The following is a 529-nucleotide window of genomic DNA, read 5'->3' on the forward strand; positions in this document are numbered from 1 at the left end:
CGTTAAAATTATAGACTTCGCAAAAATACCATTTAGCGAAATCATAAAGTGTTTATGCTATAATTAATATACAAAAAATACCACAAGGATGGGGTGCAGTGGTTTGAGAGGGAGATAGGATATGGCTTCTAGTCAAGAATATTTAGATTTTATTATTGAACAATTATATATACTTGATAATATTTCTTACAAAAAAATGATGGGAGAATATATTTTATATTATCGAGAAAAAATTTTTGGAGGAATATATGATAATCGTTTTTTGGTTAAGATAACCAATTCAAGTAGAAAATTAATGCCAGAGGCAATTGAAGAGTTGCCTTATGATGGTGCAAAGCCAATGCTTTTGGTTGATAGCATTGATAATAAAGAGTTCCTATATGAACTGATTATGAATATGTATGAGGAACTTCCTAATTCAAAAGTAAAAAAGAAACAATAATTTTTAAATTCCACTTTGTAGTGAAGTCTTAATGGACAATATTCTTAAACATAGTCCAAATTAAAAGTATAATTATTTCACTAAAGT

At 27.4% G+C, this 529-nt stretch carries 1 protein-coding gene; it reads left to right on the forward strand.

The features are described from left to right. Window positions 1-121 precede the first annotated feature (121 nt). Window positions 122-442 carry a TfoX/Sxy family protein gene (locus tag H9661_RS19360; RefSeq protein ID WP_191770448.1) on the forward strand — a complete coding sequence of 107 codons (321 nt, stop codon included), beginning with the start codon at window positions 122-124 and terminating at the stop codon, window positions 440-442. Window positions 443-529 lie beyond the last annotated feature (87 nt).

The sequence above is a fragment of the Clostridium cibarium genome (genome assembly GCF_014836335.1).
In the GTDB taxonomy this organism is placed as follows: Bacteria; Bacillota; Clostridia; order Clostridiales; family Clostridiaceae; genus Clostridium; species Clostridium cibarium.